This is a genomic window from Streptomyces mirabilis (assembly GCF_018310535.1).
In the GTDB taxonomy this organism is placed as follows: Bacteria; Actinomycetota; Actinomycetes; order Streptomycetales; family Streptomycetaceae; genus Streptomyces.
On record NZ_CP074102.1, the window covers coordinates 7383715 to 7408419 of the forward strand.

Below are 24705 nucleotides of genomic sequence, written 5' to 3' on the forward strand. Positions count from 1 at the left end.
CGCACTACCCGAACCCTCGTGCGTACTCCTGGAGAGACCGTGACCGTGTTCCTGCCGAGGACCGCCGTCCTCACCGGCGGCCTCGCCGTCGCCGCCGCCCTCGCCCTCAGCGCCTGTGGCGCGGCCCCCGACGACAAGTCGACCACCGCCGACGGCAAGAGCGCGGCCACCGCGACCTCCGCCGCGGACTTCGGCGGCCTCGACGCCCTGGTCAAGGCCGCCAAGAAGGAGGGCACGCTGCACGCGATCGCCCTGCCCCGCGACTGGGCCAACTACGGCGCCCTGATCGACGGCTTCAAGAAGAAGTACGGCATCAAGATCGAGGTGGAGAACCCGGACGGCTCCAGCCAGGACGAGATCAACGCCGTGACGTCGAGGAAGGGGCAGGACCGTGCCCCGGACGTCCTCGACCTGGGCAGCTCGTTCGCGCTCAGCGCCGCCCAGCAGGGGCTGCTCGCGCCGTACAAGGTGACCGCCTTCGCCGACATCCCCGAGGGGCAGAAGGACGCGCAGGGCCGCTGGTTCAACGACTACGGCGGCTACATCTCCATCGGCTGCGACGCCAAGAAGGTCAAGGAGTGCCCGAAGACCTTCAAGGACCTGCTCAAGCCGGAGTACAAGGGTCAGGTCGCCCTCAACGGCAACCCCACCAAGTCCGGTTCGGCCTTCGGCGGTGTCTACGCGGCCTCGCTCGCCAATGGTGGTTCGTTCGACGACATCCAGCCCGGCCTGGACTTCTTCGCCAAGCTGAAGAAGAACGGCAACTACACGCCCGTCGAGTCGACCCCGGCCACCGTCGAGAAGGGCGAGACCCCGATCAGCATCGACTGGGACTACCTGAACGCCGGTTACGCCGACGAGTTCAAGTCCAAGGGCGTCGACTGGACGGTCACGGTCCCCTCGGACGGCAAGTTCTCCCAGTACTACTCCCAGGCCATCAACAAGGACGCCCCGCACCCGGCGGCCGCCCGCCTGTGGCAGGAGTACCTCTACAGCGCCGAGGGCCAGAACCTCTGGCTCATGGGCTACGCCCGCCCGGCCCTGATGACCGCCATGCAGACCGCCGGCACCCTCGACAAGACCGCCGCGGCCAAACTCCCCGCGGTCTCCGGCACGCCGAGCTTCCCGACCGAGGCCCAGCAGGCCAAGGCCAAGACGGTCCTCGCGCAGGGCTGGGGCAAGGCCGTCTCCGGATGACCACCGTCCTCACCGAGGCCGAGGCCGAGGTGACGCCCGCCGCCGCCGCTTCCCGGCGGCGGCGGCGCCGCGCCCCCGGCTGGCTCGCCGTGCTCCCGCTGCTCGTCTTCGTCGCGATCGCCTTCGGCATCCCCGCCCTGGCCATGCTGAACGGCGCCTTCACCGTCAAGGACCAGACGACCGGCGCCACCTCGTACACCACGGCCAACCTGACCGACTCGCTCCAGGGCGCCTACCTCACCGCCCTGATCGGCAGCGTCAAGCTGTCCGCGGTCTCCGCGGGCATCGCGACCGTCCTCGGACTGCCGCTCGCCCAGGCCGTGGTGACCTCCCGCTTCCGCGCCCTGCGCGAGGCGGTCCTCACCGCGTCCGGCGTCCTCGCCAACTTCGGCGGCGTCCCGCTGGCCTTCGCGTTCGTCGCCACCCTCGGCAACGCGGGTGTCCTGACCGAGCACCTGGGCCTGAAGGACAAGGGCTGGAACCTCTACAGCTTCTGGGGCCTGGTCATCGTCTACCTGTACTTCCTGATCCCGCTGATGGTCCTCACCATCACGCCCGCCCTGGACGGCCTGCGCTCCCAGTGGCGCGAGGCCGCCCAGAACAACGGCGCCACCGGAATCCAGTACTGGCGGCACGTCGCCCTCCCCGTCCTGACCCCCTCCCTGCTCGGCGGCCTCGTGCTGCTCTTCGGCAGCGCCTTCGCCGCGTACGCCACCGCGGCGGCCATGGTGGGCAGTGCGGTCCCGCTGGTCACCCTGCAGATCGCCGACGCCATCTCCGGCAACGTCCTGGTCGGCCAGGAGAACGTGGCGCTCGCCCTCAGCCTCGACATGGTCCTCATCGCGGGCCTGGTCATGGCCGTGTACCTGCCCCTGCAACGACGGAGCGCGCGATGGCTGGAAGCCTGAACAATCCCGCTCGGGTCCTGAAGCCCGCCCGCGGGGCGAACAAGTCCGTACGCGTACGCCCCTGGCGCGGGGTCGTCCTCGTCTGCGCCGGGCTCTACTTCCTGGTCCCGCTCGCCGCGTCCGTGATCTTCACGGTCGACGTGCCGAACCAGGGAATCACCTTCGACGCGTACCGCCAGATCGTCTCCGCCGACGGCTTCGGCTCCAGCCTGCTGCTGTCGCTGGAACTGGCCGCCGCCACCATCGCCGTGGTCCTGCTGCTGATGGTGCCCGCGATGGTCGCGCTGCGGCTCGGTGCCCCGAAGCTGCGGCCCGTGGTGGAGGTGATCTGCTCGCTGCCGCTGGTCGTGCCGCCGATCGCCTTCGTCGCCGGGATCGCCACGGTCCTCAAGTGGGGACCCGAACACCTCTCCCGCACCCCACTGTTCGAGACGTTCGTGGCCCTCCAGAACCCCGACTTTCCGTTCGTGCTCGTCCTCGCGTACGTAGTGATGGCGCTGCCGTTCGTGTACCGGGCCCAGGACGCCGGGCTGCGCGCCGTCGACGTACGCACCCTCGTCGAGGCCGCGCGCAGCTGCGGGGCGAACTGGCCGCAGGCGCTGGTACGGGTCGTGCTGCCCAATCTGCGCGGGGCACTGCTCAACGCCTCCTTCCTCACGCTGGCCCTGGTGCTCGGCGAGTTCACCGTCGCCCAGCTGCTCGGCTTCCAGCCCTTCGCCGTGTGGATCTACAGCGTCGGCGGCTCGCAGGCCCAGCTCTCCGTCGCCGTCTCCGTGCTCAGCCTGCTCGTCACCTGGGCCCTGCTCCTCTCGCTCGCCGGGCTCGGCGGGCGCTCCCGTTCCGCTTCCGCATCCCGGGGATGAACCATGACCGTCACCACGCTTGAGAAGGCCGCCGGCGCCAAGGCCGCCACCGTTGAATTCCGGGGCCTGCGGCGGGAGTTCGGCCCGACCGTCGCCCTCGACGGCCTCGATCTGACCGTCCGGCCCGGCGAACTCCTCGCGCTGCTCGGCCCCTCCGGTTGCGGCAAGACCACCGCGCTGCGCATGCTCGCCGGGTTCGAACACCCCGACTCCGGCGAGGTGCTGGTCGACGGCGAGGACGTCACCCGGGTCCCGGCCCACCGCCGCGACGCGGGGATGGTCTTCCAGTCGTACAGCCTCTTCCCGCACCTCAGTGCCCTCGACAACGTGGCCTTCGGGCTGCGGATGCGCAAGGTGCGTACCGCCGAACGGCGTTCCCGCGCGGCCGAGTTGCTCGACCTCGTGGGACTCGCCGACAAGGGCGAGCGGTTCCCGCACCAGCTTTCCGGCGGCCAGCAGCAGCGCATCGCACTGGCCCGCGCACTCGCCCTGCGTCCGCGCGTGCTGCTGCTCGACGAGCCCCTCTCCGCCCTGGACGCCAAGGTGCGGCTCACCCTGCGCGAGGAGATCCGCCGGCTTCAGCAGGAACTCGGCATCACCACGCTGTTCGTGACACACGATCAGGAAGAGGCGCTGTCCATGGCGGACCGCGTCGCCGTGATGCGGGCCGGGCGGCTCGAACAGTGTGCCGCGCCCGCCGAGCTGTACGGGCGGCCCGCGACCGCCTTCGTCGCCGAGTTCGTCGGCACGATGAGCCGGATTCCGGGACGGCTGGACTCCGGCGTGGCCGAGGTGCTCGGACAGCGGCTGCCGGTCGACGGGGACGCGCCCGCCGCGACGGAGATCGACGTGCTCGTACGGCCCGAGGCGGTGCGGGTACGGGCCGACGACGCCGGGACCGCCCGTGTCGTCGCCACCGCCTTCCTCGGTGCCGCAACCCGCGTCACCGTCCGGCTCCCGGACGCCACCGAGGTCAAGGCCGACCTGCCCACGCACGAGGCCGCCGGGCTCGGCTCGGGCGCCGCCGTGACCGTGAGCCTGCCGGAGCGGCCGGTGCTGGTCGCCGAGCGCTCGCATTAACAGATGCATCCCCCCACTGAGTTACGCCGAGTGAAAGAGAGCACCGTGACCCTCCGCACCACCTCCCGCCGACTCCCCCTCCAGGCAGTCCTGTTCGACATGGACGGCACGCTCGTGGACACCGAGCGACTGTGGTGGGAGGCGGTGGAGCAGGTGGCCGACGGGCTCGGACGCCGGCTGACCGGGGCCGACCAGCCGGAGGTGCTCGGCCGGCCCGTCGAGTACACCGCCGCCTGGCTGGGCCAGGTCACGGGCGCCGAGGCGCGGGAGATCGCCACCGAACTGCACCGGGAGTTCGCGCACCGGGTCCGCACCGGCATCGTGCCCCGCCCGGGCGCGCTGCGGCTCCTCGGTGAACTGGTCCGCGAGGGTGTCCCCACCGCCCTCGTGACCGCGTCGCCGCGCGCCGTCGCCGACACCGTCCTCGCGGCCCTCGGCGCCGAGCACTTCGCGGTCTCCGTCACGGCCGACGACACCGAGCACACCAAGCCCGCCCCCGACCCCTACCTCGCCGCCTGCCGTGCCCTCGGTGTCGACCCCGCCGCGTGCGTGGCCGTGGAGGACACCGAGACGGGTGTGGCGTCCGCCGAGGCCGCGGGGTGTGCCGTGCTCGCCGTGCCCTCGCTCGCGCCGATCGACTCCGTACCCGGACGCACCGTACTGACCAGCCTGGAGGAGGTGACCCCGGCCCGGCTGCGCGCCATGGTCGCGCCCCGCGAGCTGCGGGTGATGAGCTGGAACCTCTGGTACGGCGGGACGAAGGTCGACGACCACCGCGAGAAGCAGCTCAAGGTCATCGCCGAGACCGGCGCGGACGTGGTCGGCCTCCAGGAGACCTACGGCACCTCGGCACAGGAACTCGCCGAGGCGCTCGGCTGGCACCACCACCGGGCCGGCGAGAACCTCGGCGTCATCAGCCGCTACCCGATCACCGCCCGTCACGGCGACCCGGACGTCGGCTTCTACGGCGGCACCGGAGTGCGCGTCCGGCTGGACGGCGGCCAGGAGGTGGACGTCTGGAGCGCCCACCTCGACTACACGCCGTACGGCCCCTACGAGGCCCGCTTCGACGGGCTCCCGGCGGCCGAACTCATCGCTCACGAGGGCGTCCGGCTGGAGCAGATGCGGGAGATCCTGCGGCGCATCTCCGAGTCCGCCACCGAGGCGGTCCCCGTGGTCCTGGTCGGTGACTTCAACGCGCCCTCGCACCTGGACCGGCCGGACGTCGAGTGGCCCGTGACCAGGGCCGCCGAGGAGGCCGGCCTGCGCGACTCCTACCGCGAGGCCCACCCCGACCCCGTGCGGGAGCCCGGACACACCTGGTCGCCGGTCCACGTGGAGCACGAGGACGGCAGCGGACGGCCCGAGCCGCAGGACCGGATCGACTTCGTGCTGCACCGGGGGCTGACCGTGCTCGACTCCCGGGCGCTCGTCACCGGCACGCCGCGACCCTGGCCCGACGTCGCCGGCAACGACTGGCCCTCGGACCACGCCGCGGTCGTGACCACCTTCGCCGTGCCCCGCGCCGACCCCTCCGACGCCTCCGAACCCGCCGACCGGCCGGGCACGTCCGCGCACTGAACCGAGAGTCAGTCCAGGAAGCCATGAGGAAGCCATTGCGATGCGGGCGCGCCATCACGTAGGTTGATCCGCGCCGCTACCAGCGAGTAACACCGATGGGTAACCAACCGTCGCCCGGCCACCCGACCGTCCTGTCGTCCTGGGGAGTCCATGCGCTGGTCCTTCGGCCGTCCCACCACGGTCCGTACGCGCATCGTGGCGCTCGCGCTCGCACCGGTGGTCGCCCTCATGGTGCTGTGGAGCTTCGCCATGGTGTCCGTCACCGGCGAACTGCGCGCGCTCGTCCGGGTCCAGGGGGTGTACGACGACTTCGGGACGCCCGTCGACACGGCGGTCGGCCAGATCCAGATCGAACGGCGGCTCGCGGCCGCCTACCTGGGCGCGGACCACGGCACGGCGGCGGCCCTCGACCTGATGGAGCAGCAGCGCCGCACCGACCGCGCCGTGACCGCCATGCGCACGGCGATCCGGGACGGCGACCGCGGGCGGCTCTCGGTAAGACAGCGGCAGGTGCTCGACGCCGTGCTGCGCTCCTTCGACGGGCTGGAGGGGCTGCGGGAGCGGGTGCTGTCCCGCGCCATCAGCTGGGACCGGGCGGTCACCGAGTACGGCGCCCTCGTGGAGCCGGGCTTCGACGTCCAGTCCGCCCTCACCGCGCTGCAGGCCGGACAGCTGGCGCGCGAGGCACAGGTCGTCATCGAGCTGGTGCGGGTGAGGGAGTTCGTCTCGCGGGAGGACGCCCTCGTCGCCGGGGCGCGGGCCGCCGGATCGCTCACCGACCGCCAGTACGACACGCTCACCGCGACGATCGAGGACCGCCGGGTCTTCGAGCGGACGTACGTGCCCGACCTCCCCGCCGACTCGCGCGGCCTCTTCGAGGAGTTCCAGCGCGGCTCCCTGTACCGGGAGTTGACCCGAGGCGAGGACGCCCTGCTGCGGGCCGGCGCGCGGGATGCGGGGGAGGCCGTCGCGGCCGGCTCCTGGCGCACCACCACCGACCGGGCCGTCAAGCGGTACATGCAGCTGTGCACGCGGTCGGCCGTCAACTCCGCAGAGCGCGGACGGGCCTTCGCCTACCGGGAGCTGGCCAAGGCGGCGACCGTCGGTGTACTCGGACTCGCGGCCGTGGGACTGTCCCTGTGGTTCGCCGTGCGCGGAGCCCGGCGCATCTCGCGCCGTCTGGAGACCCTCCGGGACGCCGCCGACCTCCTCACCGCACGCCAACTGCCCGACGTGATGCGACGGTTGAGCGCGGGCGAGGACGTGGACGCCGCCACCGAGGCCCCACCCCTGGCCGATGGGGAGGCGGGAGCCGACGAGATCGGCCAGGTCGGCCGGTCCTTCAACACCGCCCGCCTCGCGGCCGTCGAGGCGGCCGTCAAGCAGGCCACCCTGCGCCGCGGGCTGTTCGCGGTGCTCCTCAACATCGCCCGCCGCAACCAGGCCCTCGTCCACCGCCAGCTCAAACTGGTCGACACGCTGGAGCGGCGCACCGACGACCCGGACGTCCTGGACGACCTGTTCCGGATCGACCACCTCACCACCCGGATGCGACGCCACGCGGAGAGCCTGATCATCCTCTCCGGCGCGGCGCCCGGCCGCAGATGGCGCCGGCCCGTGCCCGTCGGCCGCGTGGTGGCCTCCGCGGTGAGCGAGATCGAGGAGTACGCGCGCGTCGTGGTCCCGCCGATGCCGGAGGTGGGCGTAGCGGCGGACGCCGTCGCCGACGTCGTCCATCTGATCGCCGAACTCGTCGAGAACGCCACCGTGTTCTCACCGCCCCAGACGCAGGTCACCCTGCGCACGGGCCGGGCCGGGAGCGGGTTCGTCCTGGAGATCGACGACCGGGGCCTCGGTCTCGAACCCGAACAGATCGAGGAGGCCCACCGCACCCTCACCACGCCGGACGAATTCGACCCGACCCGGCACGACCGGCTCGGGCTGTACGTGGTGGGGCGGCTCGCCGCACGGCACGGCATCGAGGTCACGCTGTGCCGGTCGCCGTACGGCGGTACGACGGCGGTGGTGCTGCTGCCGGAGGCGGTCCTCGCGCCGGTCGACCCCGAGCGGCCGGAGCCGGCCGCGGACACGGACCGGCGGACGCTGCCGTCCCGGACCTCCCGGACCTCCGAGAGCTCCCGGACCTCCGAGAGCTCCCGGACCTCCGAGGGCTCCCGGAAGGGCACCGCGGTCCTCGAGGAACAGAGGGAGGCACCTGAGCGGCACGCGGACCGCGTACCGCAGAGCGCTCCCGCCGCGAGCCCGCCCGCGCTGCCCACCCGCGTCCGGCAGACCTCCCTCGCCCCCGAACTGCGCACCGAGCGCCCGGCCGCCGACGAGCCGCCGGAGCGCGAGGTCACCGCCGAGGAGGTCCGCGCGGTCTTCGGTGCCTTCCAGCGCGGCCTCGACCGCGGCCGCAAGGGCCTGCCCACCGGGCCAGGATCCGAGCGGCGAACCGACACCGAGGAAGGGACGGACGCCGACGATGCTCCGTGACCAGACCCCCGAGCCCGTCGACCGGGCCTCCGAGCCCCCGGGCAGCACCCCCGAACCGCCCGGCACGGACCTCGGCTGGCTGCTCGACGACCTCGTGGCCAGAACCGACCACGTCCGCCAGGCCGTGCTCCTCACCGCCGACGGCCTCCCGCTGAGCTGCTCGGACGGCATGCGCCGACGGGACATCGAGCACCTCGCCGCCGTCTGCTCCGGCTTCCACAGCCTGGCCCGCTCGGCCGGCGAACGCTTCGCCGCGGGGGAGGTGCGCCAGACCATGGTGATGCTCGACGACGCCTACCTCTTCATCACCCCGGCGGGCGACGGCAGCCGACTGGCCGTCCTGAGCGAGGTGCAGACGGACGTCGGACAGCTCGCCCACGAGATGGCGCTGCTGGTCCGCCGCGTCGGCCGCCACATGGCCGCCGCCGTACGGTCGGCCGCCGACCCCGCGGGCCCCTGACCCGGCCGTGACCGACGACCACTGGTACGAGGACGAGACCGGGTCGATGGTGCGGCCCTACACCGTGACACGGGGCCGGACCCGGCCCTCGGACCAGCACACGATCGATCTGATGTCGCGGGTCACCGCCCTGAGGACGGACGAGGGCCGGCCGGGGGTCGACCACGCCGGCGCCGCCCTGCTCGCCCTCGTGCGCCACGGACCCCGGCCGGTCGTCGAGCTCGCCGCCGACGCCGACCTGCCCCTGACCGTCGTACGCGTGCTGCTCGGCGATCTGGCCGAGGCCGGTCTCGTACGCATCGACGCGCCGCGGCGGCCGGATCAGGGCGGCCCGGCGGCCGACCCCGAGCTGCTGCGCGAGATCGTGGAGCGACTGCGCGCGCTGTGAGAACCGGACGCGGGCCGTGCGGCCGGGAGGGCTCGGCACGGCGAGCCCGCGACGGCTCGTCACTGTGTCTGTGACCTGCGCCTCAGGGGGTTTCGGGCCCCGCCCGAGGGTGCGCAACGAATCACCGCCGAAGGCCGGGCGCACGCAACGATTCGTCCACCGGCGCGCAACGGCTCCGCCTTGTCCCCCCGAGCCCGCCGCCCGTACCGTCTAGACAGCCCCCGATACCCCTCCGTACCCGTGAGGACCACGCATGCGCACAGCCCTGCTCCAGAGCTCCGGCCGCCCCGGCTCGGTCGTCGAGAACCTGAAGGTCCTCGACGAGGCCGCGGGCCGTGCCGCCGTTGCCGGTGCCGGGCTCTTGGCGGCGCCGGAGATGTTCCTCACCGGGTACGCGATCGGCGACGACATCGCCCGCCTCGCCGACCCCGCCGACGGCCCCTGCGCGGACGCGATCGCCGAGATCGCCACCCGCCACGGCGTCGCCGTCGTCTACGGCTACCCCGAGCGCGAGGGCGAGACGGTCTACAACTCCGCACAGCTCATCTCCGCCGACGGCACCCGCCTCGCGAACTACCGCAAGACCCACCTCTTCGGCTGCTTCGAGCGCGACCACTTCACGCCCGGCGAGCAGCCCGTCGTCCAGGTTGAGCTGAACGGCCTCCGTGTCGGCCTCATGATCTGCTACGACGTCGAGTTCCCGGAGAACGTCCGGGCCCACGCCCTCGCCGGCACCGACCTCCTCGTCGTGCCGACCGCGCAGATGCACCCCTTCCAGTTCGTCGCCGAGTCCGTCGTCCCGGTGCGCGCCTTCGAGAACCAGATGTACGTCGCGTACGTCAACCGGGTCGGCCCGGAAGGCGAGTTCGAGTTCGTCGGACTGTCCACGCTGGCCGGTCCCGACGGGATCGCCCGCACCCGGGCCGGACGCGGTGAGGAACTCGTCCTCGCCGACGCCGACCCCGACTTCCTCGCGGCCTCGCGCGAGGCGAACCCGTATCTGAAGGACCGCCGCCCCGGCCTCTACGGGTCGCTCGTCTGACATCCGCCCGCTCCCCCCGGCGCCTCCCCTCACCAGCTTTCCCGCAAGGAGTCCGTACCCCATGACGTCCACGGTGCCCACCGCCGTCCAGCACGCCGACGTGCAGCAGCCGCCGATCACCATGTTCGGCCCGGACTTCCCGTACGCGTACGACGACTTCCTCGCCCACCCGGCGGGCCTCGGCCAGATACCCGCGACCGAGCACGGCACCGAGGTCGCGGTCATCGGCGGCGGCCTGTCCGGCATCGTGGCCGCCTACGAGCTGATGAAGATGGGCCTCAAGCCCGTCGTCTACGAGGCCGACCAGATCGGCGGTCGCCTGCGGACCGTGGGCTTCGAGGGGTGCGACCCGTCGCTCACCGCCGAGATGGGCGCCATGCGCTTCCCGCCCTCCTCCACCGCCCTCCAGCACTACATCGACCTGGTGGGTCTGGAGACCCGGCCGTTCCCCAACCCCCTCGCGGAATCCACGCCCTCGACGGTCGTCGACCTCAAGGGCGAGTCGCACTACGCGACCACCGTCGACGACCTGCCGCAGGTCTACCGCGACGTCATGAACGCCTGGAACGCCTGTCTCGAAGAGGGCGCCGACTTCTCCGACATGAACCAGGCCATGCGTGAGCGCGATGTGCCGCGCATCCGCGAGATCTGGGCGAAGCTCGTCGAGAAGCTCGACAACCAGACCTTCTACGGCTTCCTCTGCGACTCGGACTCCTTCAAGTCCTTCCGGCACCGCGAGATCTTCGGCCAGGTCGGCTTCGGCACGGGCGGCTGGGACACCGACTTCCCGAACTCGATCCTCGAGATCCTGCGCGTCGTCTACACCGAGGCCGACGACCACCACCGCGGTATCGTCGGCGGCTGCCAGCAGCTGCCGTTGCGCCTGTGGGAGCGCGAGCCGCAGAAGATCGTGCACTGGGCCTACGGCACCTCGCTCGCGAAGCTGCACGACGGCGCCCCACGCCCGGCCGTGACCCGGCTGCACCGCACCGCGGGCAACCGGATCACCGTCACCGACGCGAACGGTGACATCCGCACCTTCAAGGCGGCGATCTTCACCGCCCAGTCCTGGATGCTGCTCTCCAAGATCGCCTGCGACGACTCGCTCTTCCCGATCGACCACTGGACGGCGATGGAGCGGACCCACTACATGGAGAGCTCCAAGCTCTTCGTGCCCGTCGACCGGCCCTTCTGGCTGGACAAGGCCGTCGACGACAGGGGAAATCCGACCGGGCGGGACGTCATGTCGATGACGCTCACCGACCGCATGACCCGCGGGACCTACCTCCTGGACGAGGGCCCGGACAAGCCCGCCGTCATCTGCCTCTCGTACACGTGGTGCGACGACAGCCTGAAGTGGCTGCCGCTGTCCGCGAACGAGCGGATGGAGGTCATGCTGAAGTCGCTCGGCGAGATCTACCCGAAGGTCGACATCAGGAAGCACATCATCGGCAATCCGGTGACCGTGTCCTGGGAGAACGAGCCCTACTTCATGGGCGCGTTCAAGGCCAACCTGCCCGGCCACTACCGCTACCAGCGCCGCCTGTTCACGCACTTCATGCAGGACGCGCTGCCCGAGGACAAGCGGGGCATCTTCCTCGCCGGCGACGACATCTCCTGGACGGCCGGCTGGGCCGAGGGCGCCGTGCAGACCGCGCTGAACGCGGTCTGGGGCGTCATGCACCAGCTGGGCGGGGCGACCGACCCGACCAACCCCGGGCCCGGCGACGTCTACGACGAGATCGCGCCGGTGGAACTGCCCGAGGACTAGGGCCCGTCCGGCCGGGCCGGCCTTCGTGGGGCGGCCGGTCAGATTCCGGCCGCCCGCGCCGCCGTGTACACCTCGGCGGCCAGGTCCTTGAGCTCCTCGGCGTCCCGCGGGCCGTCCTGGAGGTCGACGAAGTACTCGTCGAGGCCGATCTCGGCGTACGGCACCAGGTCCGAGACGATCTGGTCGACGTTGCCCTGGAAGGGCTGGCGGTCCGCGCCGTCGTAGGCCTTGGCGGAGTAGCGCGCGTTGATACGCGCCACCGACTGGATCGGCTCGGTGCGTCCGCGCTCCGCCGCGAAGTCCTGCACCTGCCGCCACTGGCCGGCGAGTTGGTCGGCGCCCCCCTGGGCGACGGGCTGCCAGCCGTCGCCGCGGTCCACGAGCCGGGTCAGCGCCTTCTTGCTGAAGGCGGGCAGCAGGATCGGGATCGGCCGGGCCGGCTTCGGGGCGACCACAGCCGACTCGATCTTGGTCAGGCGGCCCTCGTACGACACCGGGTCCGGGCCCCACACCGCGCGGCACACGTCGAGGACCTCGTCCAGGACCTGGCCCCGCTCCTCGAACGGCGCCACGCCCGCCGCGGCGTACTCGTCGAGCGACCAGCCGGTACCGAGGCCGGCCACGACCCGGCCGCCGCTCGCCGCGTCCAGGGTGGCCAGGGCCCTGGCCAGCTGGAACGGGCCGTGCAACGGGGCGACCAGGACGCTGGTGCCGAGCCGCGCCCGCCGTGTGGCGGCCGCGGCCAGTGTCAGTGTCACCAGCGGCTCGGCGACGCCGCGGTACAAGTCGGGCCAGGGCAGGTTCGGGACGCCGTACAGCCCCTGCGTGGCAGGGTCCGGGAACAGGGCGCGCTCGAACACCCACAGGCTCTCGTAGCCGATCTCCTCAGCCGTGCGCGCCACGTCCGGGACGTCACGACCGATGTCGAACTGGCGTGTTTGAGGAAGACTCAGACCCAGCCGAGCAGCCATGTTTGTGCTCCTTCGCATTCGGCATTTGAATCGTGAACGTATCGCGTACGAGGGTGAGTTACGTGCCGTACGCGGCGATATGGCCGGATCGGTCCCCCAGGGGCGTGAGCAGCATCCGGCCCGCCAGACCGACCGCGGCGCCGAGCCGGTCGGCGAACTCCTCGGCGAGGTCGGGGAGTCCGCGCAGCGCCCACAGGGCCCGCGCCGCCGACCAGGCCGCGTCGCGGGCCCTCTCCAGGCTCCACGAGCCGAGCAGATGGGTGAGCGGATCGGCGATCTGGAGGAGGTCGGGGCCCGGCATCAGATCTTCGCGGACGCGCTCCTCCAGCGAGACGAGGAGGTCACCCACGCGCTCGAACTCATCCTCCAGATCGGCTGGTTCGCAGCGGAGCGTACGACAGGTGTCCACGACGGCGAGCGCCAGATCGTGTCCGATGTGCGCGTTGATGCCGGCGAGCGCGAACTGCAGCGGGCGTACTCCGGGATGGCGCCGGAACTGGAACAGCGGGCGCCAGCAGGCGGGCGGGGACCCCTCCTCGGCCACGCGCAGATAGCGCTCGGCGAAACGTACATCCAGCGTGACCGCGGCCTCGCCGTCCGGGAATTCCCCCGCGCCCAGGCGCCGTTCGACCTCCTCCGTGACGGTGAGGTAGACGCGGTTGAAGACCGCGATTCCGTCCCGCTCCGGCAGGGTCGCCGCCAGGGTGCGCATCCGGGAGGCGATGGCGTCCACGGGGGTGGTGAACTGTTCCAACTGCGTCATGGGGGCAGGTTCCCAGTCCTAGGCTGACCGGAGTTGCCGCCTGGCCGGGCGCATCCCCAGAACGAGGGAAAACGCCCGTGTCGGGAGGAGCGGATGTGGCCGGGAGTGGCGGAGACGTGGTGGGAACCGGGGGGAGCGGTACGTGTCAGGCTTACGTGCGCAGCGTCTGGCCGCACGCAGGGCCGAGCGCAGGCGGGCGGCCCGGCGCGCCGCCATGGTCGCGGCGGCCTCGGTGGTCGTGGCGGTCGGCGCGGTGACGGGGATGATGTCCGCCGTCGACCGCGAGCGCCCCTCCGACGACGCCCAACCGCTGGTGACCCGCTCGCCCGGCCTCCGGCCGGGGCCCGCCGTACCGACTCCCTCCCCGACCAGGACCTCCGCCGCGCCGTCCCCGTCCTCGCACTCCCCGTCCCCGAAGCCGAGCCCGACTCCCTCCCCGAGCAGGAAGGAGCCGAAGTCCGTGGCCACCCCCGCCCTGCTCTACAGCCACCCCGACTCCCAGGTCCTGGCCTGGGTCGCGTCACACCCCGGCGACCACCGGCGTACGGTCATCGAGTCCCGGATCGCCGACCGCCCGGCCGCCGTCTGGTTCGCCGACTTCACACCCGCCACCATCACCGCCCGGGTCAGGGCGGTGACCGCGGGCGCCGCCGCCGAGGGCCGGGTCCCGGTCGTCGTGCCGTACGCCATCCCGCAGCGCGACTGCGGCGGGGCCTCGCAGGGCGGCGCGCCCGACCTGGCCGCGTACGACGGCTGGATCGACGACTTCGCGGCGGGCCTGGGCGGTGACGAGGTCATCGTCATCCTGGAACCCGACTCGGTCGCCCAGGCCGGCTGCCTCCCCGCGGCCGACCGGGCCGCCCGCTTCGCCTCGCTGGCCCGCGCCGGCCGCGTCCTCAAGGCCGCCGACCCCCGGGCCCGCGTCTACTACGACGCCGGCCACTCCGCCTGGAACCCGGCCGCCGAGCAGGCCGCGCTCCTCGAACGGGCGGGCGCCGCCTCGGCCGCCTCCTCCGACGGCGTCTTCACCAACGTGTCCAACTTCCACCGTACGAGCGACGAGATCGCGTACGCCCGGCAGGTGCTGTCCGCGCTGGGCGGCCCCGCGAGCCTGGGCGCCGTCATCGACACCAGCCGCAACGGCAACGGCGCCCCGGCCGACGGGGAGTGGTGCGATCCGGCGGGCCGGAAGATCGGCCGGGCGCCGACCCTGAACACCGGGGAGGCCAGGATCGACGCCTATCTGTGGGTGAAGCTGCCGGGGGAGTCGGACGGGTGCAAGGGCACGCCGGGGACCTTCTCGGCGGAGTACGCCTATGAGCTGGCGCGCTGATCGTCCGGCTCGTCGTAGGAGGATGTGCCGGAGTCCAGCAGCGGCCCCCCCGTCTTCAGGTGGGCCGGGGCCATCGCCCGCAGCGCGTGGTACCCGGTGATCACGACGAGGGTGCCGAGCGCGATGCCGCTGAGCGAGAAGTTGTCCGTGAACTTCAGGGAGACGCCGCCGACGCCGATGATGATGCCTGCGGCGGCCGGCACCAGGTTCAGCGGATTGCGCAGGTCGACCCGGGCGTTGAGCCAGATCTGGGCGCCGAGCAGGCCGATCATGCCGTACAGGATGACGGTGATGCCGCCGAGCACGCCGCCCGGGATCGCGGCCACGATCGCGCCGAACTTGGGGCAGACGCCGAAGAGGAGAGCGAAACCCGCGGCGGCCCAGTAGGCGGCCGTGGAGTAGACCCGGGTCGCGGCCATCACGCCGATGTTCTCGGAGTACGTGGTGTTGGGCGGCCCGCCGACCGCCGTGGAGAGCATCGAGGCGACGCCGTCCGCGGAGATCGCGGTGCCGAGCTCGTCGTCCAGCGGATCGCCGGTCATCTCGCCGACGGCCTTGACGTGCCCCGCGTTCTCGGCGACCAGCGCGATCACGACCGGCAGCGCGACGAGGATCGCCGACCACTGGAAGGACGGGCCGTGGAAGGACGGCAGCCCGATCCAGTCCGCCTTGCCGACGCCGGAGAGGTTCAGCCGCCAGTGGTCGGTGAGCTTGCCGCTCGCGTCCACCGAGTGGATCTTTCCGAAGATCCGGTCGAAGACCCAGGAGATCCCGTACCCGAAGACCAGGCCCAGGAAGATCGCGATCCGTGACCAGAAACCGCGCAGGCAGACGACGGACAGACCGGTGAGCAGCATGGTGAGCAGGGCCGTCCACTGGTCCTGCGGCCAGTACGTCGACGCCGTCACCGGCGCCAGGTTGAAGCCGATCAGCATGACGACCGCGCCCGTGACGATCGGTGGCATCGCGGCATGGATGATCCGCGCACCGAACCGCTGCACGGCCAGGCCCACCAGGAACAGCGCGACGCCGACGACGAACACCGCGCCCGTCACCGTGGCGCTGGTGCCGCCCTGCGCGCGGATCACCGCGGCGACGCCCACGAAGGAGAGCGAGCAGCCGAGGTAGCTGGGCACCCGGCCGCGGGTGGCGAGCAGGAAGATGACCGTCGCGAAGCCGGACATCATGATCGCGAGGTTCGGGTTCAGACCCATGAGCACGGGTGCTACGAACGACGCCCCGAACATCGCCACCACGTGCTGGGCGCCGAGCCCGATCGTGCGCGGCCACGAGAGGCGTTCATCGGGTCGGACAACCGCTCCGGGCGCGGGCGTCCGCCCGTCGCCGTGCAGTTTCCAGCGCACGCCGAGGTCCATGGTGAGTTTCGCTTTCTTCGTACGTGAAAATTTGTCCGGACCATTGTCACGGGTACCTGGCGGTTCTACGCTCGCACGGTCTTACTCATGAACTACGTTCATATTTCTGATCGGAGGCTTGATGAGTGCAAGACCCCGTCTGGCTGTCCTCCTCGCCGCAGTGGCCACCTTCGCGGCGGTCGTCGTCCCCTCCGCCTCGGCCCACGCGGCGCCGAAGGTCCCCCGGACCGCCGTCCTCGACGGCACCCGGCTCCAGCAGACCCGACTCCGCCTCGACCGCGGAGATCCCGAACTGAAGCGCACGCTCAAGGGCTTGACGGCCCGGGCCGACAACTGGCTGACCCAGGGCCCCTGGACGGTCGTAGACAAACCCAAGCCCGCCCCCGGCGGCGACGTCCACGACTACCTGAGCCAGGCCCCGTACTGGTGGCCCTCCCAGCCGAAGACCGCCGACAACCCCTGGGGCTGCCCGTACGTCCAGCGTGACGGCCAGCGCAACCCCGAGGTCGACACCGGCACCGACCGCCAGGACGTCGAGAAGGTCTTCGACTCGACGTACGACCTCGCGCTCGCCTGGTACTACACCGGCAGGAAGCAGTACGCCGAGAAGGCCGCCACCGTCCTGCGCACCTGGTTCCTCGCCCCGGCCACCCGGATGAACCCGAACCTCGACCACGGGCAGTTCATCCCCTGCAAGTACGACGGCCGGGCCATCGGCATCATCGACTTCTCGCAGTCCTACACCAGCGTCCTGGACGCGATCGCGATCCTGGAGACGGGCGCCCCCGGCTGGTCGAAGAGCGACCGCACCGCCATGCGCGCCTGGAACACCGACTTCCGCGACTGGCTGGAGAACAGCGCCTTCGGCGGCGAGGAGGGCGCCGCCGAGAACAACCACGGCACCTTCTACGACATGCAGCTCGCCGCCCTGGCCTACGCGACCGGCGACGAGGACCTCGCCCGCCGGACCGTCCTCGGCGCGGAGTCCAGGCGGATCGACCCGCAGGTCGCCGCGGACGGCAGCCAGCCCCAGGAGCTGACCCGCACCCGCAGCTGGCACTACTCGACCTTCGACCTCGTCGCCTACACCCGCCTCGCGGCCATCGGCCGACACGTCGGCGTGGACCTGTGGCGGTACACGGGGCCGGACGGCCAGACCCTGGCCAAGGCGGTCGACTATCTGCTGCCCGCCGCGACGGGCGCCGCGCCGTGGCCCCACCCGGAACTGGAGTTCCACCGCTACGCGGCCAGCGACATCGTGCACGCGGCGGCCGACGCGGGGGACCGGGCGGCCCGGGCCGCGGTGCCGGAACTCGAGACACCGCCCGGCGGCGACCTGTGGGCGCTGCGGCCCGCCGCCGAGCAGCTGGACTCGATCGCCGGCTGACCGGAGGGCGTACGAACACCCTGATCAGGGGCTCCTGAGCGGCCGCTTAGGATGGGGGTGTCCCCACCGTCCCCACCGGCACCCTCAGGAGCCCCGCCCGTGACCGCCGAAGCCCCCGCCGCCCCCGCCCTCTCCTATGGGCGGCTCCTCCCCGTCACCGTCCACTTCGACGACCTGGACGCGCTCGGCCTGCTCCACAACGCCCGCTACCCGGTCATGGTCGAACGCGCCTGGACGGCCCTCTGGAACGACCAGGGCTTCCTGGCCTACGAGGGCGACTGGGAGGCGGCGGGCGACTTCTGCAACGCCGTCAAGGAACTGCGGATCAGCTATGAGGCCCCGATCAACCGCCCCGGCGGGTACGCCGTCCACCTCTGGCTGGAACGCCTGGGGAACACCGGACTGACGTACGGCTTCCGCTTCTGCTCGGCCGACGGCGCGCTCACGTACGCGCACGGGACGCGGGTCCTCGTCCGGCTCGACGCCGCGACGCTGCGCCCCACGCCCTGGAGCGACCGCTTCAGGGCCGTGGGTCGGGAACTGCTGCGTTCGCAGGACTGACCCTGGGCCGGTCGCGCTCGCCCGCGCGCAGCACCCCCGCGAACGCGGCAAGGCCGCACGCCAGCACCGTGACCAGGCCGAACGACACCACCAGGCTCGTCGCCTGCGCCAGCGTGCCGATCGCGCTCGGCGCGACCAGGCCGGAGGTGTACGTGATGGTGGCGACGCCCGCGATGGCCTGACTGGGGTTGGGGCCGCTGTGCCCCGCCGCCGCGAAGCAGAGCGGGACGACGACCGCGATGCCGAGACCCATCAGGGCGAAGCCGCTCATCGCCACGGCGGGGTGGTTCGCGACGACGACGAGCAGCCCGCCGAGCACGGCGAGACCGCCGCCGGCCCGCACCGTGCGCACCGCGCCGAACCGGTTGACCACCGCGTCGCCCACGATCCGGGCCAGCGCCATGGTTAGCATGAATCCGGTCGTCGACGCCGCCGCCAGACCGGCCGAGCTGCCCAGCTCGTCCTTCAGGTAGACCGCCGACCAGTCCAGACTGGCGCCCTCCGCGAACACCGCACAGAAGCCGACCGCGCCGATGAGCAGGGCGGACTTGGGCGGCAGCGCGAAGCGCGGCGGCGGGGCCTCGTCCTCGGTCGGTCGCAGGTCCAGCACCCATCGGCAGGCGGTGAGGCCCAGGACCGTCAGGACCCCGGCTGCCAGCGCGTGGTGCAGGCGCGCGTCCGAGCCGAGGTGCGCGGCGAGGGTGCCACCGGCCGAGCCGACCAGGGCTCCCGCGCTCCACATGCCGTGCAGTCCCGACATGATCGACTTGCCGAGGCGGCTCTCTATCTCGACGCCGAGCGCGTTCATCGCCACGTCCGCCATGCCCGCCGAGGCGCCGTAGACGAAGAGGGCCGGGCACAGCGTGTAGATGTTCGGCGCGAGGGACGGGAGGATCAGCGACAGCGTCCACAGGGACATCAGCCCGCGCAGCGCGGTACGGGCGCCGAAGCGGTGGCTGATCCGGCCCGCCAGCGGCATCGCGACGGAGGCGCCGATCGCCGGGAACGCGAGGGCCAGTCCGAGCTGGCCGGTGCTGACGGACGCGTGGTCCTGGATCCAGGGGACACGGGTCGCGAACGAGCCCGTCACCGCTCCGTGCACCGCGAAGACGGCGGCCACGGCGTACCGCGCCCGCTTCACCTCACGCAGGTCGTAGACCACGTAACCCATCTTTCCCGCCCCTCCAGGCTCTGCTTCCCGCGCCGCCGCCGTAAACTATCAGGAACCCTGCCTGATAGATAGGTGATTTACTGGCCGTCGACCGAGCGACTGATCTGGGAGGATCCCGGCATGCCCGCATCACCGAGCACCGCCCGGGCCATCAACGACCGCCTCGCCCTGCGTCTGCTCCAGCAGGAAGGCGCCCTGACCGCAGGGCAGTTGAAGCAGCTCACCGGACTGTCCCGGCCCACCGTCGCCGACCTCGTCGAACGCCTCACGGCCGCCGGACTGATCGAGGTGGTGGGGGAGTCCGGGGAGCAGCGCCGAGGCCCCAACGCCCGTCTGTACGGGATCGTCGCCGACCGGGCCCATCTCGCCGCCCTCGATGTCCGCACCGAGGGCGTCTCGGTCGTCGTCTCCGACCTCCTCGGCAAGGAACTGGCCCGGGCGTCGGTGCCGATCGCGGACGACACCGGTACCGGGCCCGCCGTCGAGCAGGCGGTCACACTGGTCGAACGCGCGGCCAAGGAGGCCGGGGCGGATCGCCTGCACACGGTCGGCGTCGGCGCCCCAGGCCTCATCGACCCCGCCACCGGTGAACTCCGCGACTCCTCCGGCCTGCCAGAGTGGCACCGCCGCCTGGTCGCCGCCCTCCAGGAACGGCTGCCCGCCCGTGTGATCGTCGAGAACGAGACGAACCTCGCCGCCCTCGCGGAGCAGCGTGACGGTGCCGCCCGCGACCGCGACACGTTCGTCCTGCTCTGGCTCGGCCACGGCACCGGTGCGGCCGTCGTCCTCGACGGCAGACTCCGTCGTGGTGCGTCCGGCGGCACGGGCGAGATCGGCTTCCTGCCGGTACCGGGCACGTCGACGCTCCCCTCGGCGACGGACTGCGAGGGCGGGTTCCACTCCCTGGCGGGGTCCGCCGCGATCGTGGAACTCGCGGCCGGCTACGGGTTGGTGGCGTCAGCGGTGTCGCCCGGCGAACCGGAGGCGGCGACGCTGGTGAGGCAAGCGGTGGCGACCCTTCCCTCGCCTTCCCCTTCCCCTGCCTCTTCTTCCTCCGGAGCCGACCGTTTCCTCTCCGCCCTCGCCGACCGCCTCGCCATCGGCGCGGCGTCCGTCGTGGCCGTTCTCGACCCCGGGTGCGTGGTGCTCGGCGGTGAGGTGGGGCAGGCCGGCGGGGAGGTGCTGGCCGCGCGGGTCGGCGAGCGACTCGCCCGGATGTCCCCGCTACCGGTCGAGGTGCGCGCGAGCACGCTGGGCGGCGGTGCGGTACTCCGCGGAGCCCTCCTGACGTCCCGGGAGTCGGCCCAGGACGACCTCTTCGCGCCGCGCTCCCGGTGATTCGATGCGGGCGCGCCCCGGATGGGGAGACCCGGCGGCGGGGCAAGGGCCTCCGTCACCGCCGCCGGGTCGCTCAAGGGGCGAGTGCGACACCTCGGCTTCGGCAAACCATTGATCATGGACCTTAAGAGGACTAGACCAGGGCGGTCAATGGGTACGGACCAAGGGGCGATCGCGTCAAGCGTGAGGATTCCCCGAGGAGTTGACCTCCAGCGATGCGCCGGAGAAGTCCATCCGGGCGACCTGTGAGGCACCCCACAGACGTTCGCCCGCATGGACGTGGATCAGACGTGGCACACTGATGCTGTACCAGAAGCAGCGCACTCCGGGGTCGGTGAAAGTCCGAACCGGCGGTTATAGTCCGCGACCCGGCCGCTTCCAGCGGCCGGTTGACCAGGTGAAATTCCTGGACCGACGGTTAAAGTCCGGATGGGAGGCAGTGCGCGGCGGGCGGGCATTCGTGCGCGCTGCCGTTTGTTTCGGCGCGTCCTTCGGGACGTGTCGCCCCATGCGGCTCGCTCCCGGTGTCGCAGTCCGCTCATTCTGTCGTCATCGACAGGCCCCGGAGTCCGTGCCCCATGAGGCAGGAGGACCCGGGAAGTGTTCACCGGAATCGTCGAAGAGCTGGGTGAGGTCACCGCCGTCGAAATTCTCGACGACGCCTCCCGTTTCCGTCTGCGTGGCCCCGTTGTCACGCAGGGCGCACAGCACGGCGACTCCATCGCCGTGAACGGCGTCTGTCTCACGGTCGTCGAACACGAAGGCGACGAATTCACCGCCGACGTCATGGCCGAAACCCTGGACCGCTCCAGCCTCGGCGCGCTGACCGTCGGCTCCCGCGTCAACCTGGAACGCCCGATGGCCGTGGGCGAGCGCCTCGGCGGCCACATCGTCCAGGGTCACGTCGACGGCACGGGCACGGTCATCGAGCGCAAGCCGTCCGAGAACTGGGAGATCGTGAAGGTCTCCCTCCCCGCGGACCTCTCCCGCTACGTGGTCGAGAAGGGCTCCATCACCGTCGACGGCATCAGCCTGACGGTGGTCGACGCGGGCCCGGACTTCTTCACCGTCAGCCTCATCCCCACCACCCTCGACCTCACCACGCTCGGCCACAAGCAGGCCGGCGACCCGGTCAACCTCGAGGTGGACGTCATCGCCAAGTACGTCGAGCGACTGCTCGGCGCTCGTGGCGAGCAGCCGGTCGCGCTGCCCGACACCCAGGGGAGCGGGCAGTGAACTGGCTGAACTCCGAGGCGTTCACGCTCCTCGGACAGCACATCAAGTGGTCGGACATGATCGGCAACATCGTCGGTCTGATCGGCCTCGCGCTGGGCTGGCGGCGCTCCATATGGAGCTGGCCCGTCCAACTCCTGTCCGGCGTCATCCTCTTCGCGGCCTTCGCCAGCGGCCATCTCTCCGGCAGCGCCGGAAAGCAGGTCGTGGTCATCGTCGTTGCCCTGTGGGGCTGGTGGCAGTGGAACCGCGGTAAGGCGGAGGGCCAGGACGGTCACATCTCCGTACGGTTCGCCACCTGGCGCGAGCGCGCCTACATGGTGGGCGCCGCGGCCGTGGGCACCCTCGCGGTCAGCGGTCTGTTCCACGCGTACCCGACCCTGTCCTGGGACCCCTGGCCGGACGCGTACATCTTCGTCGGCACGATCGTCGCCATGTACGCGCAGGCCCGCGGCATGGTCGAGTTCTGGTTCGCCTGGCTGCTGGTCGACGTGGTGGGCGTCCCGCTCAACTTCGCCAACGGCTACGCCTTCTCCGGTTTCGTCTACGTCGTCTACGGCGCGCTCGTCCTGTCGGGCATGCGCGACTGGTGGCTGCGCTCCCGCAAGGCCGGGCAGCCCGTCCTGGAAGGAGCCCCCGCATGACCACGGCACCCGTTTGGTACAGCACCGACAACATCGAGGACTTCGCGCTCGACCCGGTCGAGAAGGCCATCGCCGACATCGCGGCGGGCCGACCGATCGTGGTCGTCGACGACGAGGACCGGGAGAACGAGGGCGACCTCGTGATCGCCGCCGAGAAGGCGACCCCCGAGATCATCGCCTTCATGATGAGCGAGTGCCGCGGGCTGATCTGCGCACCCATGGAGGGCGACGAACTCGACCGCCTCCAGCTCCCCCAAATGGTCGAGAACAACACCGAGTCGATGAAGACCGCGTTCACCGTCTCGGTGGACGCCTCCGCCGCCCACGGCGTGTCCACCGGCATCTCCGCGGCCGACCGCGCCACCACGCTGCGGCTGCTGGCCGGCGGCGAGGCCGAGGCGGGCGACTTCGTGCGCCCCGGCCACATCTTCCCGCTGCGCGCCAAGCCCGGCGGCGTCCTCGTCCGCAACGGCCACACCGAGGCCGCGGTCGACCTCGCCCGGCTCGCGGGCCTGCGCCCGGCCGGCGCGATCGTCGAGATCGCCGGGGAGGACGGACGCATGCTCCGTCTGCCCGAACTCATCCCCTTCGCCCGCAAGCACGGCCTGACGATCATCTCCATCGAGGACCTGATCGCCTACCGCCGTACCGCGGAGCCCACGGTCCGCCGTGAGGCCAAGACACAACTGCCTACCGCCTTCGGCGAGTTCACGGCGTACGGCTACCGCTCCACCGTCGACGGCGTCGAGCACGTCGCCCTCGTGCACGGCGAGATCGGCGACGGCGAGGACGTCCTCGTCCGTGTCCACTCCGAGTGCCTGACCGGCGACATCTTCCACTCGCTGCGCTGCGACTGCGGCCCCCAGCTCCAGACCTCCATGGAGCGCATCCAGGCCGAGGGCCGGGGCGTCGTGGTCTACCTGCGTGGGCACGAGGGGCGCGGCATCGGCCTGCTGTCCAAGCTGCGCGCCTACGAGCTCCAGGAGCGCGGCCGCGACACCCTCGACGCCAACCTGGAACTCGGCCTGCCCGCCGACGCCCGGGACTACGGCGCGAGCGCGCAGATCCTGGAGGACCTCGGCGTCCACAGCCTGCGCCTGCTGACCAACAACCCCGACAAGACCGACGCGCTCGTCCGGCACGGCCTCAAGGTCACGCGCCGGGAGCCGATGCCCGTACAGGCGGGCGAGCACAACCTCCGCTACCTGCGCACCAAGCGGGACCGGATGGGTCACGACCTGCCCTGGCTCGACACGGCCACCGTGTCCGCCTGCGGCAACCAGTAACAAGAAAGCACTGAGGAGAGACGTGAGCGGCAAGGGTGCACCTGAACTGTCCGTACGCAACTGCGGCGACCTGCGCGTCGCGGTCATCGCGGCACAGTGGCACGAAAAGGTGATGGACGGCCTCGTCAACGGCGCGCTGCGCGCCCTGCACGAGCTCGGGATCGACGAGCCGACCCTGCTCAGGGTCCCCGGCAGCTTCGAACTGCCCGTCGTCGCCAAGGTCCTCGCGGGCCGCGGCTACGACGCGATCGTCGCGCTCGGCGTCGTCATCCGCGGCGGTACCCCGCATTTCGAATACGTGTGCCAGGGCGTCACCCAGGGCCTCACCCAGGTCTCCATCGACACCGGCGTCCCCATCGGCTTCGGCGTGCTGACCTGCGACACCGAGGAACAGGCCCTCGACCGTGCGGGCATCGAGGGCTCCAACGAGGACAAGGGGCACGAGGCGGTGACGGCCGCCGTGGCGACCGCGGCCACACTGCGCTCAGTATCCGAACCCTGGCACTGAGGCAGGGACGGTAGCGCGTAGGGTGGGCAGCATCATGTCCAAGAAGACGTTCGAGGAGCTCTTCACCGAGCTCCAGCACAAGGCCGCCACCGGCGATCCCGCCACTTCGCGTACCGCCGAACTTGTCGGCAAGGGCGTCCATGCCATCGGCAAGAAGGTCGTCGAAGAGGCCGCCGAGGTCTGGATGGCCGCCGAGTACGAGGGCAAGGACGCCGCCGCCGAGGAGATCTCGCAGCTCCTCTACCACGTTCAGGTGATGATGGTGGCGCGTGGGATCTCCCTCGACGACGTGTACGCCCATCTCTGAGCCGTAAACCCCGCAATCCCGTACGTTTCGTACGCACGAAC

23 protein-coding genes and 1 riboswitch are annotated in these 24705 nt (G+C 71.5%); of the genes, 19 read left to right on the forward strand and 4 right to left on the reverse strand.

Annotation, left to right across the window (positions count from 1 at the left end; translation table 11 throughout):
* The first annotated feature begins 39 nt into the window (after window positions 1-39).
* The 10 genes from SMIR_RS32660 (at window position 40) to SMIR_RS32705 (ending at window position 11786) form a co-directional block, all read left to right on the forward strand.
* Window positions 40-1197 carry an ABC transporter substrate-binding protein gene (locus SMIR_RS32660; protein WP_212727708.1) on the forward strand — a complete coding sequence of 386 codons (1158 nt, stop codon included), beginning with the start codon at window positions 40-42 and terminating at the stop codon, window positions 1195-1197.
* Window positions 1194-2105: an ABC transporter permease gene (locus tag SMIR_RS32665; protein ID WP_212727709.1), complete on the forward strand. Its 912-nt coding sequence runs from the start codon at window positions 1194-1196 to the stop codon at window positions 2103-2105. The genes SMIR_RS32660 and SMIR_RS32665 overlap by 4 nt, the downstream gene beginning before the upstream one ends.
* Entirely contained in the window at window positions 2090-2968 is an 879-nt protein-coding gene (locus SMIR_RS32670; RefSeq protein WP_212727710.1) for an ABC transporter permease, read from the forward strand. The genes SMIR_RS32665 and SMIR_RS32670 overlap by 16 nt, the downstream gene beginning before the upstream one ends.
* A 3-nt stretch (window positions 2969-2971) precedes the next feature.
* Entirely contained in the window at window positions 2972-4048 is a 1077-nt protein-coding gene (locus SMIR_RS32675; RefSeq protein ID WP_212727711.1) for an ABC transporter ATP-binding protein, read from the forward strand.
* A 45-nt stretch (window positions 4049-4093) separates the two neighbouring features.
* Entirely contained in the window at window positions 4094-5629 is a 1536-nt protein-coding gene (locus SMIR_RS32680; RefSeq protein ID WP_282190301.1) for an HAD-IA family hydrolase, read from the forward strand.
* A 150-nt stretch (window positions 5630-5779) separates the two neighbouring features.
* A complete protein-coding gene (locus tag SMIR_RS32685) occupies window positions 5780-8125 on the forward strand; it encodes a sensor histidine kinase (RefSeq protein ID WP_212727712.1) in 2346 nt (781 codons plus the stop codon).
* Window positions 8115-8585, forward strand: a complete 471-nt coding sequence (locus tag SMIR_RS32690) for a roadblock/LC7 domain-containing protein (RefSeq protein WP_249938504.1) — start codon at window positions 8115-8117, stop codon at window positions 8583-8585. Before SMIR_RS32685 ends, SMIR_RS32690 begins: the two co-directional genes overlap by 11 nt.
* Before the next feature lie 7 nt (window positions 8586-8592).
* Window positions 8593-8973: a DUF742 domain-containing protein gene (locus SMIR_RS32695; protein WP_248002856.1), complete on the forward strand. Its 381-nt coding sequence runs from the start codon at window positions 8593-8595 to the stop codon at window positions 8971-8973.
* A 253-nt stretch (window positions 8974-9226) separates the two neighbouring features.
* On the forward strand, window positions 9227-10015 hold the full coding sequence (locus tag SMIR_RS32700; RefSeq protein WP_168490004.1) for a carbon-nitrogen hydrolase family protein: 789 nt from the start codon (window positions 9227-9229) through the stop codon (window positions 10013-10015).
* Between the two features lie 61 nt (window positions 10016-10076).
* Window positions 10077-11786: a flavin monoamine oxidase family protein gene (locus SMIR_RS32705; RefSeq protein ID WP_168490003.1), complete on the forward strand. Its 1710-nt coding sequence runs from the start codon at window positions 10077-10079 to the stop codon at window positions 11784-11786.
* A 38-nt stretch (window positions 11787-11824) separates the two neighbouring features.
* Here the strand turns inward: SMIR_RS32705 and SMIR_RS32710 are convergent, their stop codons facing one another.
* Together SMIR_RS32710 and SMIR_RS32715 are read right to left on the reverse strand one after the other, a co-directional pair.
* Entirely contained in the window at window positions 11825-12757 is a 933-nt protein-coding gene (locus SMIR_RS32710) for a TIGR03619 family F420-dependent LLM class oxidoreductase (RefSeq protein ID WP_168490002.1), read from the reverse strand.
* Between the two features lie 58 nt (window positions 12758-12815).
* Window positions 12816-13520: a DUF5995 family protein gene (locus tag SMIR_RS32715; protein WP_168490001.1), complete on the reverse strand. Its 705-nt coding sequence runs from the start codon at window positions 13518-13520 to the stop codon at window positions 12816-12818.
* A 142-nt stretch (window positions 13521-13662) separates the two neighbouring features.
* Here SMIR_RS32715 and SMIR_RS32720 point away from each other — a divergent pair, with 142 nt between their 5' ends.
* Complete coding sequence (locus SMIR_RS32720; protein ID WP_422664479.1) at window positions 13663-14853, forward strand: glycoside hydrolase family 6 protein; 1191 nt, start codon at window positions 13663-13665, stop codon at window positions 14851-14853.
* On the opposite strand, the gene SMIR_RS32725 is transcribed toward SMIR_RS32720, so the two are convergent.
* Window positions 14835-16229: a uracil-xanthine permease family protein gene (locus tag SMIR_RS32725; RefSeq protein WP_168490000.1), complete on the reverse strand. Its 1395-nt coding sequence runs from the start codon at window positions 16227-16229 to the stop codon at window positions 14835-14837. The two genes, SMIR_RS32720 and SMIR_RS32725, sit on opposite strands and share 19 nt — an antisense overlap.
* 121 nt (window positions 16230-16350) lie before the next feature.
* Here SMIR_RS32725 and SMIR_RS32730 point away from each other — a divergent pair, with 121 nt between their 5' ends.
* Together SMIR_RS32730 and SMIR_RS32735 are read left to right on the forward strand one after the other, a co-directional pair.
* Window positions 16351-17616 carry an alginate lyase family protein gene (locus tag SMIR_RS32730; RefSeq protein WP_168489999.1) on the forward strand — a complete coding sequence of 422 codons (1266 nt, stop codon included), beginning with the start codon at window positions 16351-16353 and terminating at the stop codon, window positions 17614-17616.
* A 99-nt stretch (window positions 17617-17715) separates the two neighbouring features.
* Window positions 17716-18177, forward strand: a complete 462-nt coding sequence (locus SMIR_RS32735; RefSeq protein ID WP_168489998.1) for an acyl-CoA thioesterase — start codon at window positions 17716-17718, stop codon at window positions 18175-18177.
* Here the strand turns inward: SMIR_RS32735 and SMIR_RS32740 are convergent.
* Window positions 18137-19348: an MFS transporter gene (locus tag SMIR_RS32740; RefSeq protein ID WP_168489997.1), complete on the reverse strand. Its 1212-nt coding sequence runs from the start codon at window positions 19346-19348 to the stop codon at window positions 18137-18139. The genes SMIR_RS32735 and SMIR_RS32740 overlap by 41 nt on opposite strands.
* Before the next feature lie 120 nt (window positions 19349-19468).
* On the opposite strand from SMIR_RS32740, the gene SMIR_RS32745 reads away from it, so the two are divergent.
* The 6 genes from SMIR_RS32745 (at window position 19469) to SMIR_RS32770 (ending at window position 24664) form a co-directional block, all read left to right on the forward strand.
* Complete coding sequence (locus SMIR_RS32745) at window positions 19469-20686, forward strand: ROK family transcriptional regulator (RefSeq protein WP_168489996.1); 1218 nt, start codon at window positions 19469-19471, stop codon at window positions 20684-20686.
* A 316-nt stretch (window positions 20687-21002) separates the two neighbouring features.
* Window positions 21003-21133, forward strand: a riboswitch (FMN riboswitch).
* A 153-nt stretch (window positions 21134-21286) separates the two neighbouring features.
* A complete protein-coding gene (locus tag SMIR_RS32750; protein WP_101406323.1) occupies window positions 21287-21922 on the forward strand; it encodes a riboflavin synthase in 636 nt (211 codons plus the stop codon).
* Entirely contained in the window at window positions 21919-22563 is a 645-nt protein-coding gene (gene pnuC / locus SMIR_RS32755) for a nicotinamide riboside transporter PnuC (protein WP_168489994.1), read from the forward strand. Before SMIR_RS32750 ends, pnuC begins: the two co-directional genes overlap by 4 nt.
* A complete protein-coding gene (locus SMIR_RS32760) occupies window positions 22560-23849 on the forward strand; it encodes a bifunctional 3,4-dihydroxy-2-butanone-4-phosphate synthase/GTP cyclohydrolase II (RefSeq protein ID WP_099923815.1) in 1290 nt (429 codons plus the stop codon). The genes pnuC and SMIR_RS32760 overlap by 4 nt, the downstream gene beginning before the upstream one ends.
* A gap of 22 nt (window positions 23850-23871) precedes the next feature.
* A complete protein-coding gene (ribH, locus tag SMIR_RS32765; RefSeq protein WP_067366149.1) occupies window positions 23872-24357 on the forward strand; it encodes a 6,7-dimethyl-8-ribityllumazine synthase in 486 nt (161 codons plus the stop codon).
* Between the two features lie 34 nt (window positions 24358-24391).
* On the forward strand, window positions 24392-24664 hold the full coding sequence (locus SMIR_RS32770) for a phosphoribosyl-ATP diphosphatase (protein ID WP_015661856.1): 273 nt from the start codon (window positions 24392-24394) through the stop codon (window positions 24662-24664).
* Window positions 24665-24705 lie beyond the last annotated feature (41 nt).

Bases quoted from the DNA above. Each gene is read 5' to 3' on its own strand.
- SMIR_RS32745 (WP_168489996.1), top strand. From the start codon at position 19,469: ATGCCCGCATCACCGAGCACCGCCCGGGCCATCAACGACCGCCTCGCC.
- SMIR_RS32725 (WP_168490000.1), bottom strand. From the start codon at position 16,229: ATGGACCTCGGCGTGCGCTGGAAACTGCACGGCGACGGGCGGACGCCC.
- SMIR_RS32690 (WP_249938504.1), top strand. From the start codon at position 8,115: ATGCTCCGTGACCAGACCCCCGAGCCCGTCGACCGGGCCTCCGAGCCC.
- SMIR_RS32675 (WP_212727711.1), top strand. From the start codon at position 2,972: ATGACCGTCACCACGCTTGAGAAGGCCGCCGGCGCCAAGGCCGCCACC.
- SMIR_RS32685 (WP_212727712.1), top strand. From the start codon at position 5,780: ATGCGCTGGTCCTTCGGCCGTCCCACCACGGTCCGTACGCGCATCGTG.
- SMIR_RS32700 (WP_168490004.1), top strand. From the start codon at position 9,227: ATGCGCACAGCCCTGCTCCAGAGCTCCGGCCGCCCCGGCTCGGTCGTC.
- SMIR_RS32665 (WP_212727709.1), top strand. From the start codon at position 1,194: ATGACCACCGTCCTCACCGAGGCCGAGGCCGAGGTGACGCCCGCCGCC.
- SMIR_RS32760 (WP_099923815.1), top strand. From the start codon at position 22,560: ATGACCACGGCACCCGTTTGGTACAGCACCGACAACATCGAGGACTTC.
- SMIR_RS32740 (WP_168489997.1), bottom strand. From the start codon at position 19,348: ATGGGTTACGTGGTCTACGACCTGCGTGAGGTGAAGCGGGCGCGGTAC.
- SMIR_RS32710 (WP_168490002.1), bottom strand. From the start codon at position 12,757: ATGGCTGCTCGGCTGGGTCTGAGTCTTCCTCAAACACGCCAGTTCGAC.
- SMIR_RS32770 (WP_015661856.1), top strand. From the start codon at position 24,392: ATGTCCAAGAAGACGTTCGAGGAGCTCTTCACCGAGCTCCAGCACAAG.
- SMIR_RS32670 (WP_212727710.1), top strand. From the start codon at position 2,090: ATGGCTGGAAGCCTGAACAATCCCGCTCGGGTCCTGAAGCCCGCCCGC.
- SMIR_RS32705 (WP_168490003.1), top strand. From the start codon at position 10,077: ATGACGTCCACGGTGCCCACCGCCGTCCAGCACGCCGACGTGCAGCAG.
- SMIR_RS32715 (WP_168490001.1), bottom strand. From the start codon at position 13,520: ATGACGCAGTTGGAACAGTTCACCACCCCCGTGGACGCCATCGCCTCC.
- SMIR_RS32730 (WP_168489999.1), top strand. From the start codon at position 16,351: ATGAGTGCAAGACCCCGTCTGGCTGTCCTCCTCGCCGCAGTGGCCACC.